This is a genomic window from Niallia sp., assembly GCF_031978665.1.
GTDB lineage: Bacteria > Bacillota > Bacilli > Bacillales > Cytobacillaceae > Niallia.
The window spans coordinates 58222-67539 of the sequence record NZ_DALZDK010000013.1 but is presented as its reverse complement, the minus strand read 5'-3'; the positions used below and the strand labels follow the sequence as shown (position 1 = coordinate 67539).

The 9318-nt window shown below is 33.3% G+C and carries 8 protein-coding genes; all 8 read left to right on the top strand.

Annotation, left to right across the window (positions count from 1 at the left end; translation table 11 throughout):
* Positions 1-649: ABC transporter ATP-binding protein (locus tag RTL21_RS09125; protein ID WP_312095491.1), on the top strand; the 649-nt coding region annotated here is incomplete at its 5' end.
* The gene (locus RTL21_RS09120; protein ID WP_312095489.1) at positions 650-1573 is read left to right on the top strand and encodes an ABC transporter ATP-binding protein; all 924 of its coding nucleotides are present in this window, start codon (positions 650-652) and stop codon (positions 1571-1573) included.
* Between the two features lie 286 nt (positions 1574-1859).
* Positions 1860-3068, top strand: coding sequence for a putative glycoside hydrolase (locus tag RTL21_RS09115; protein WP_312095487.1), 1209 nt, complete (start codon positions 1860-1862; stop codon positions 3066-3068).
* Positions 3069-3071: 3 nt separating this feature from the next.
* On the top strand, positions 3072-3647 hold the full coding sequence (locus RTL21_RS09110) for a GNAT family N-acetyltransferase (protein WP_312095485.1): 576 nt from the start codon (positions 3072-3074) through the stop codon (positions 3645-3647).
* Positions 3648-4118: 471 nt separating this feature from the next.
* Positions 4119-4514, top strand: coding sequence for a transcriptional regulator SpxA (gene spxA / locus RTL21_RS09105; protein ID WP_312095483.1), 396 nt, complete (start codon positions 4119-4121; stop codon positions 4512-4514).
* Positions 4515-5054: 540 nt separating this feature from the next.
* Positions 5055-5717, top strand: coding sequence for an adaptor protein MecA (gene mecA, locus RTL21_RS09100; RefSeq protein ID WP_312095481.1), 663 nt, complete (start codon positions 5055-5057; stop codon positions 5715-5717).
* Between the two features lie 323 nt (positions 5718-6040).
* Positions 6041-7558 carry a cardiolipin synthase gene (gene cls / locus RTL21_RS09095; RefSeq protein WP_312095586.1) on the top strand — a complete coding sequence of 506 codons (1518 nt, stop codon included), beginning with the start codon at positions 6041-6043 and terminating at the stop codon, positions 7556-7558.
* A gap of 451 nt (positions 7559-8009) precedes the next feature.
* On the top strand, positions 8010-9191 hold the full coding sequence (locus tag RTL21_RS09090; protein WP_312095479.1) for a competence protein CoiA: 1182 nt from the start codon (positions 8010-8012) through the stop codon (positions 9189-9191).
* Positions 9192-9318: the final 127 nt, after the last annotated feature.

The following is a 9318-nucleotide window of genomic DNA, read 5'->3' as shown; positions in this document are numbered from 1 at the left end:
TGGTATCCCGAAACCAGAGAAAAGAGTAGATCAATATCCACATGAATTTTCTGGTGGAATGAGACAGCGTGCGATGATCGCGATTGCGTTAGCTGCCAATCCACATTTATTAATTGCGGATGAACCGACAACTGCATTAGATGTTACGATTCAAGCGCAGATTTTAGATTTAATGAAAGATTTGCAAGATAAAATGGATACAAGCATTATCTTCATTACCCATGATTTAGGGGTTGTTGCAAATGTAGCAGACCGGGTTGCTGTTATGTATGCAGGGCAAATTGTAGAAATGGGTACTGTTGATGAGATTTTCTATGATCCAAGACATCCTTATACATGGGGGCTCCTTGCATCCATGCCAAGCTTAGATAATGATAATGAAGATGAGCTTGCAGCAATTCCTGGAACACCCCCAGACTTAACAAATCCGCCAGTAGGAGATGCGTTTGCTGCTAGAAATCCATATGCATTAGCAATTGATTTTGAACAAGAGCCACCAATATATCAAGTATCTGAAACGCATTTTGTGAAATCATGGTTGTTACACCCAGATGCACCAGCAGTAGAACCACCAGCTTCTGTAAAAGAAAGAATTAGAAAGCTACCCTCCAACTTTGATAAACCAGTATTAGTAAAGGAGGAGAAATAAGTGGCCGAAAAGTTATTAGAAATAAAAAATCTTAAGCAACACTTTAATGTAGGCACTCCTAATATAGTAAAAGCAGTAGATGATATTAGCTTTGATATATATAAAGGAGAAACACTTGGCCTTGTAGGAGAATCAGGCTGTGGGAAATCCACGACTGGGAGAACGATCATTCGACTATATGACGCAACCGGCGGCCAAGTTTTATTTGATGGAGAAGACGTGCATGGAAGAAAATCAAGAGCAGATTTAAAGAAATTTAATCGTAAAATGCAAATGATTTTCCAAGATCCATATGCTTCTTTAAATCCAAGAATGACTGTTGCTGATATTATTGCGGAAGGCATTGATATTCACGGTTTAGCGAAGAGTAGAAAAGAAAGAATGGAAAAAGTATACGAGCTGCTTCATACAGTTGGTTTAAATAAAGAGCATGCTAATCGTTATCCCCATGAGTTCTCTGGTGGTCAAAGACAAAGAATTGGAATTGCACGTGCTTTAGCAGTAGATCCAGACTTTATCATTGCCGATGAACCGATATCCGCATTAGATGTTTCGATTCAAGCACAGGTAGTTAACTTGTTGAAAAAGCTTCAAAAGGAAAAAGGATTGACATATTTATTCATTGCCCATGATTTATCAATGGTTAAGTATATAAGTGACCGTATTGGGGTTATGTATTTTGGAAAATTAGTGGAACTTGCTCCTGCAGACGAGTTATATAATAACCCGATTCATCCATATACAAAGTCCTTATTATCAGCAATCCCTCTGCCAGATCCTGAAACAGAGCGTACAAGAAAAAGAACGGTTTATGACCCTTCAATCCATCAATATCAAGATGGAGAAGAGCTTACAATGCGTGAAATCAAGCCAGGACATTTTGTGTATTGTTCTGAAAACGAATATAAGAATTATAAAGCATAATTGGAGAAGTAATGAACTCCCAAAAGCTGACAAACTCAGAAAGTGAGGTTGTCAGCTTTTTTTATACTATACTTTTGCTTATTTCTAAAAGGTTTGTTACTTTCTAACAGGAATAATTCTATTTAAAAGTAACTAAGCAGTCTAAAATACAGGAAGATCTATAGTGATGTAAAGGAAAGAAAACAGTAATAGCATAAGCTTGTTTGAGTTGTTACAATAAAAGGAATACATAATTTATACCATGGTAGTAGATAATGGATACTGTACATAGATGGGAGTTATCACTATGAATAAAAAACTAATATCCTTCGGGTTAAGTATATATTTATTAATCCCCAATGTTGCTTTTGCTAAGGGGGAGAAAGTCCTACCTAAACAGCCAACAAAACAAATGGAAATTATGGTAAAACGATTACCAACTTCCTTACCTAGATTAAAAGCAAATTCCTTCACCTTTATATACCCTGATGCTGTAAGAGGTATTTATGTAAATGCTCACTCTATTGGAGGCAGCAAGTGGAATCAATTAATTGATTTAGTGAAAGATACGGAATTAAATGCAATGGTAATTGATTATAAAGAAGATCATGGAAATTTGACCTTTATGCCGGAAGAAGGCTCTCCTTATCGGAAAATAGGGACTACTTCTATTAAAAATATGACAGCTTTATTAGAGCAGCTTGAAAAAGAGAAAATTTATCCGATTGCTCGCATTGTTGTCTTCAAGGATTCCGTACTGGCTGAGGCAAAACCAGAATGGTCTTTTATGGAAGGGAAAAAGTTGTGGACAAATGGAGGTGGAGAGGCCTTTGTAAATCCTTTTGAAAAAAAGGTATGGGATTACAATGTTAACCTTGCGATTGAAGCGGCTAAAATGGGCTTTCAAGAGATACAGTTTGATTATGTTCGCTTTCCAGAAGGTTTTGAACATAAAGGAGATAAATTAAGCTACTCTAAAGGTGATTATGAGAAATTAGATATATCCGAAGGGGAGAAAAGGGTAGAGGCTGTTACAGACTTTGTTCAATATGCAAAAGAAAAACTAGAACCGTATGACGTGAAGGTTTCTGTTGATATATTTGGCTATACAGCAACCTTGAATGAAGCACCGGGAATTGGACAAAACTTTTCAAGAATAAGTAATCATGTTGATGTTATTTCTTCCATGATTTATCCAAGTCACTGGACTAACTATTTTGGCATTGAAAAGCCGGACCTTCATCCCTATGAACTCGTTAGCGAATATATTAAAGTAGAAAAGCAAAAACTGAATCAATTAGAGCATGCGCCTATTTCAAGGCCATGGCTCCAAGATTTCACAGCAACATGGCTTGGTAAAGATAATTATCAAGTATATGGAAAAGAAGAGATTCAAAAACAGATAAAAGCTTTAAATGATCAAGGAGTTTCCGAGTTTCTATTATGGAATGCAGGGAATAATTATACGAAAAATGTTAATTATAAACCGATTAACAAAGAAGAAAAAGGAGATTAATGGATGCATTGGTATGATAAACTAAATGAATATTTTCCAGTAGAAGAAATGAAGTCACAAGAACATATGGAGGCGTTATTAAAGGATTTTCCAGAATTCTATCATAAGGATGAAGGAAAGTACCATGTTTTGATGTATGTAGATGCAGACGATTTTATCTTTATTGATTATTTATTTGTTTCCAATGAAGCAAGAGGTCAAGGCCTTGGACATCAACTAATGGAGAAGATGAAAGCGAAGAATAAACCAATTATATTAGAAGTGGAACCGATTAATTATAAGGATAGTGATACAAAAAAAAGACTGAAGTTTTACCAGCGTGAAGAGTTTAAGCATGCAAAAACAATTGGTTACAAACGTTTGTCTTTAGCTACAAGGGAAGTAAATGCAATGGAAATTCTCTATTGGGCTCCAAATAATGAAGGAGAAGATGTCGTTTATCAGGCTTTAGTAAAGACATATAATAAAATTCATACGTATAAAGACCTTCATTTTTATGGTGAATCTTATGAGCCTGTAGAAAAAGTCGTGCAATTAAATAAGGAACAAGAGCAAAAAAATATATTTGATGAAATTTGAAACCTTTAAGAAAAAACATCGTATTTTCATTAAAACCTTCATAATTGAGAATAGAAAAAGGTTTAAAGATAATGAATAAGGGGTATTAAAGCAGAAAGCATATTATAGAACAAATATTTTAACAGATAACGTAAATTTTTGAAACTTTTTTTGTTTTTAAACGTCTATAATGATAAGCAACAAAATAAGAAGGAAATTCGTATGAAGATATCGAGTTTTTCTTACATAAAGGAGGAGAATAACAGCAAATAGCGTAGGAGTAGAAACTTATATACAGAAAACACTCATACTTGTGGATAATTTTTTCAAAACATATACCATAAAGCAAACAATTAGTGTATAATAATTAATATAAATTACTTGATTGAATTAATTATAATTTAAGAATTTTCGAATAAAGAATTCAAGTTATTTATAATAAACAAATGTAGTTAATTACATGTCTAAATAAAGGGAGCGTGAATTTGTAAAATGGTAACATTATACACTTCACCAAGTTGTACATCCTGCAGAAAAGCAAAAGCATGGTTAGAGGAACATGAAATTGCTTATAAAGAAAGAAATATATTTTCTGAGCCTCTTTCTATTGACGAGATAAAAGAAATTCTTCGAATGACGGAAGATGGAACAGATGAGATCATTTCAACAAGAAGTAAAACTTTTCAAAAGCTAAATGTGAATTTAGAAGCAATGCCACTACAAGATTTATTTGGTATTATTCAAAATAATCCAGGGCTATTAAGAAGACCTATTATTATTGATGAAAAAAGGCTACAAGTAGGATATAACGAAGATGAAATTCGTCGATTCTTACCAAGAAAAGTTCGTACTTTCCAATTAAGAGAAGCTCAACGATTAGTTAACTAATTATAAGCAAGTATAAAAAATCTGACTTTAAACGATGTCATTTTGGCGTCGTTTGGTCAGATTTTTCTTTTTATTTTCATGTAAACAGGCGACAAGTTTGCTCTTCGTTTGCAAAGCTCTATTTGCTGTTAATAACAGAGAGGAAACATTTTGGAACGTATTTAAAACAATAGCAATATTTGGTTAAAACTGTTAGTTAATGATTTTTCTTTTTAGTTTGAAATAATTTCTATGAGGTAATACTACTAAATATAACTAAACAGGAATATGGTAATAAAAAGAAATAAATTGGAATCAAATTTTTATTGTTTTAGAAATTAAGAATTGTGAATGTTTTTTTTATAGGCATATAATGGTTTTTTTTAATCCCAAGATATTTTAATTCCATTTATATAACTTTTGTCATAAAATATAAGGTACAAGGTACAATACGAGGAAAATAAAATTTTTATTTCAGAAAGATTTATTGTAAGAAATAAAACAAATCTGTATGGGGGTCTCTTGTCCCTTCCATCCATAGTCTGAAGGGAGTGTTAGCGTATGGAAATTGAAAGAATTAATGATCATACAGTAAAGTTTTATATTTCGTATATTGATATAGAAGAACGAGGATTTAAGCGTGAGGAGATTTGGTATAATCGAGAACGCAGTGAAGAATTATTTTGGGAAATGATGGACGAAGTGCACCAAGAAGAAGACTTCGTATTTGATGGCCCATTATGGATTCAAGTTCAGGCACTAGAAAAAGGATTGGAAATTCTTGTTACTAAAGCACAGCTTTCTAAAGACGGTCAGAAGTTTGAAATTTCGATTCCGGAGGATAAGCTGAAAGATTTACCGATTGATGAACGTTTTGAAGACTTAATGGATCAGCACTTTACTATTAAAGATGGTGAAGAGGAATACGATGAAAGTCTTGAATTTATTTTAACGTTTAAAGATTTTGAGGACATCATTTCCTTATCTAAATTGCAAGGACTAGAAGGAATTGATACAACACTTTATAGCTATAATGAAAAATATTACTTATTTGTGCAGTTCCTTGATGAGGAAATACCGGAAGAGGAAGTAGAAAATGCATTAAGTATTTTACTTGAATATGCACAAGAAGATTCCAAAATGACTATTCATGTTCTCCAAGAATATGGGAAAGTTATTATTGAGAATGAAGTATTTATGGAATTAAGAAAATACTTTCATTAAATAATAAAGACTCCAAATTATTTCACTTAACAGAAACTCTACAATGTTCGGTCACCGTATTCGTTGTAGGGTTTTTTTGCGTGCAGTAAGATAGAAGCGAATGAAAGCATGTATAAATGGTAAGCATTTTGAATAGATATAGAAACCTGTAGAAAATGGAAAATTAGATCTATTTTTTTATGGGTGTAAGTGCTTGATAAATCTTTACATAGAAGCTTCTGATAGGAGTATTAAATTGACATGGTGGGTAAATATAAGGGAATAATAAATGGAGAAAATCTAAGCTTAATGTAAGTAAATGGGAGAATGGGGCGGTGCCTGTCATGAATCATACTGCTAGGTTAGGATTGTTTTTGGCTGTAGCGGCTCTTTTTGTTTATGTATTTAATTTGTTTTTCTCTGTTCAAGGTGGAATTTACGGACAGTTAAGTTTAGTTATAAGTTTATCAGTTATTTTTATTGGATTTGTCATTTTTTTTGAAAATAGACATCCAACCCAAACATTAACTTGGTTAATTGTATTAGGAAGTTTTCCGATCATCGGTTTTGTCTTTTATTTGTTCTTTGGTAGGAACTATCAGAAAGAAAAAGTTTATCGGAAGAAGTATTTTTTGGATAAAGAAGCATTTCTGAGAATTGAACGTGAAATTAGTTCCAAAACAGAGGAGAAGAGAAAGATACTAGATGGGCATCAACGCAATTTATTTCACTTAGCAGAGAAGCTCGGAAATACTCCAATCTCCTTTGGTACTTCAACCCAGGTATTAACGGATGGAGAGGAGACATTTTCTGCTATCTTAAATGAATTAAAGAAAGCAAAGCACCATATTCACGTGGAATATTACATTGTAAGAGATGATGCAATTGGCCAGCAGATAAAGGAAGTATTAGTGGAAAAAGCAAAAGCCGGGGTACAAGTGAGGTTTTTATATGATGCGGTTGGATCATGGAAGCTTTCTAAAAGGTTCTGCTTAGAAATGAAAGAGGCGGGTATTGAGGTTATTGCCTTTGGTCCTGTCAAAATGCCTTTCTTTAATAGCAAATTCAATTTTAGAAACCATCGGAAAATCATCATCATTGACGGGAATGTTGGTTTTGTCGGTGGTCTAAATATTGGAGATGAGTATTTAGGCAGAAATCCTGCGATTGGATATTGGAGAGATACTCACTTACTAGTGAAAGGAAATGCTGTAAGATCCTTGCAATTAATTTTTCTTCAAGATTGGTTCTATATGACCAATCATAGTTTTTTAACAGAGGAATTTTTAACGCCTGTATCTGAGGAAAATTCGCATGGGGGAGTACAATTAATTGCTGGTGGTCCTGACAATGAATGGAGTGTAATCAAAAGCATTTTTTTTAGCATGATTACTACTGCCAAAGAATCAATTTGGATTGCTACACCATATTTTATTCCAGATGAAGACATTTTTTCTGCAATTAAAATTGCTTCTTTAAGTGGAGTTGACGTTCGAATTCTAGTTCCCAGTAAACCAGATAAACGAATCGTTTTCCATGCCTCCCGTTCTTATTTTCCAGAATTATTAGAAACGGGAGTGAGAATTTTTGAATACAATCGTGGATTTATGCATAGTAAAATTATCATTGTAGATGGAGAAATTGCCTCCATTGGGACATGTAATATGGATATGAGAAGCTTTCATTTGAATTTTGAAGTAAGTGCCTTTTTATATAAGACAAGAAGTACAGAAAAGCTAGTAAAGGATTATATAGAAGATATCAAACACTCGATGGAATTAGAAGTAGATAGCTTTAATAAAAGGCACTATGGATATAGGATGCTCGAATCTACATCTAGATTGCTATCTCCGTTGTTGTAAAAGTCGCAGAAAGAAAAATACATTTAGCGAATTCGCTGGGACACTATTGCGCTCGCCTTTTGATGTTCATCTCTGCAGGATGAACACTACATATCATTCCTGCTGTAGCAAATTCGGTGTTCATAAGTAGGAAGTAGGATGAGAACAACATTTCGTTGAAGCAAGGGGAAAAGTGGTGTTCATCAAGTGGATGAAAGCCAAAAACAGGAGGAGCAAAAGGGAAAGTGGTGTTCATCTTCAGGGTGAAAACCACTTTCCCCTGTCACTCTCACTATTTCAGCGTTCTTAAGAGAATTAAAGCTGTCATGAACCAGTGTACCAAAGAAAATTATCAATCATAGACAAAGAAAGGATTTTTGCTTTTATTTCACAATAAAAATTATATTTTTAAAGGAATAGTAAGAACAAAAAAGAATTAGTAAATGAAGGAAGCAAAAGGAGGGATTTTTATTTGTATACAGCAATAACCGAACAAGGAAGAATCATTAATCTATTTACGATGAAAAACAAAGAAGAATTAAAGGTGTTAAGAAACTTACCGACATATTGTCCAGAATGTAAAGGGCGTGTCATTCTGAAAATGGGTGAAAAAAAGATTATTCATTTTGCCCATGAAAGGAAAGAATGGTGTTCAGGTAACGGAGAAGCAGAATCTTCGTATCATTTACAGGGAAAGCTACAATTGTATCAAAAGCTGCATCAACTTAATCTTCAGTCACAACTAGAACCGTATTATCCAGAAATAAAGCAACGAGCGGACATTAGCTTTGTCTATAACAATAAACAGTATGTGATCGAATTTCAATGTGCAGTCATTTCCCCTCAATTAGTGAAAAAACGTACAGAGGGTTATCGAAAAATGAATATTCATCCCATTTGGATTATTGGCTTTCGTCATTTGAAAAAATGGAATCCAATTAAATTAAAAATTTCTACCTTTTTATATCAATTCTTCACTTCGTACCAGGACCAGTATCTTTTGCCAACCTATTGTCCAGTCGATAAAGTATTTTATTTCATTCAAAATCCTGTACCAATCTCTATCTCCCAAACATTTATCTCCACTCATTCCTATCCTTTAGTAAAAATAAAGGAGAAACTCCCAAAATTCCCTATCAAGAAGTGGCATTTCTCTTATTGGCGAGAAATGATGCACCGCCAGAAAACAAATGATTTACATTACTTGACCAAAACAAATGATCAATTTTTAAAGGAGCTATATGCTCGAGGATTGCATCCCCATTTCTTGCCACCTTTTATCGGGATTCCATTAAACGAAGGTTTCCTTATTGAAACACCTCCAATTTATTGGCAAGCATATATTTTTCTAGATAGCTTTTACCTAGAGGGTGAAGGGAAAATATATCCACTTCGAAAAATCTATACAACTTTCCAAAAAAGAATCAATGTGGGCCAAATTAAAATAAGAGAGTTTCCATTTCTAGCAAAGATAGAATGGATTATAGCAGTTCAGCAATATTTACAAGTACTTGTGAGTCTTAATGTATTGGAAGAAATAAAACCTAATTTTTTTCGGCTTATTTATCGAAAGCAGATAAGAAATTATGAATTACAGACCCAAGAAGAGGTGATATTTTATAAGCAATTAAAAAATCTTTTTGATCAGCAATAAATGTTAAATGAAAAAGTAGAAAGTACATATGCTAATAGTATATGTATGCAAGCTATAAAATCGGAATTAAACCGGAAATTTGTTAGAATAAGAAGGAATAAATGTATAAAAAGAGAACTATGTAGTA

Bases quoted from the DNA above. Each gene is read 5' to 3' on its own strand.
- RTL21_RS09115 (WP_312095487.1), top strand. From the start codon at position 1,860: ATGAATAAAAAACTAATATCCTTCGGGTTAAGTATATATTTATTAATC.
- spxA (WP_312095483.1), top strand. From the start codon at position 4,119: ATGGTAACATTATACACTTCACCAAGTTGTACATCCTGCAGAAAAGCA.
- mecA (WP_312095481.1), top strand. From the start codon at position 5,055: ATGGAAATTGAAAGAATTAATGATCATACAGTAAAGTTTTATATTTCG.
- RTL21_RS09110 (WP_312095485.1), top strand. From the start codon at position 3,072: ATGCATTGGTATGATAAACTAAATGAATATTTTCCAGTAGAAGAAATG.
- cls (WP_312095586.1), top strand. From the start codon at position 6,041: ATGAATCATACTGCTAGGTTAGGATTGTTTTTGGCTGTAGCGGCTCTT.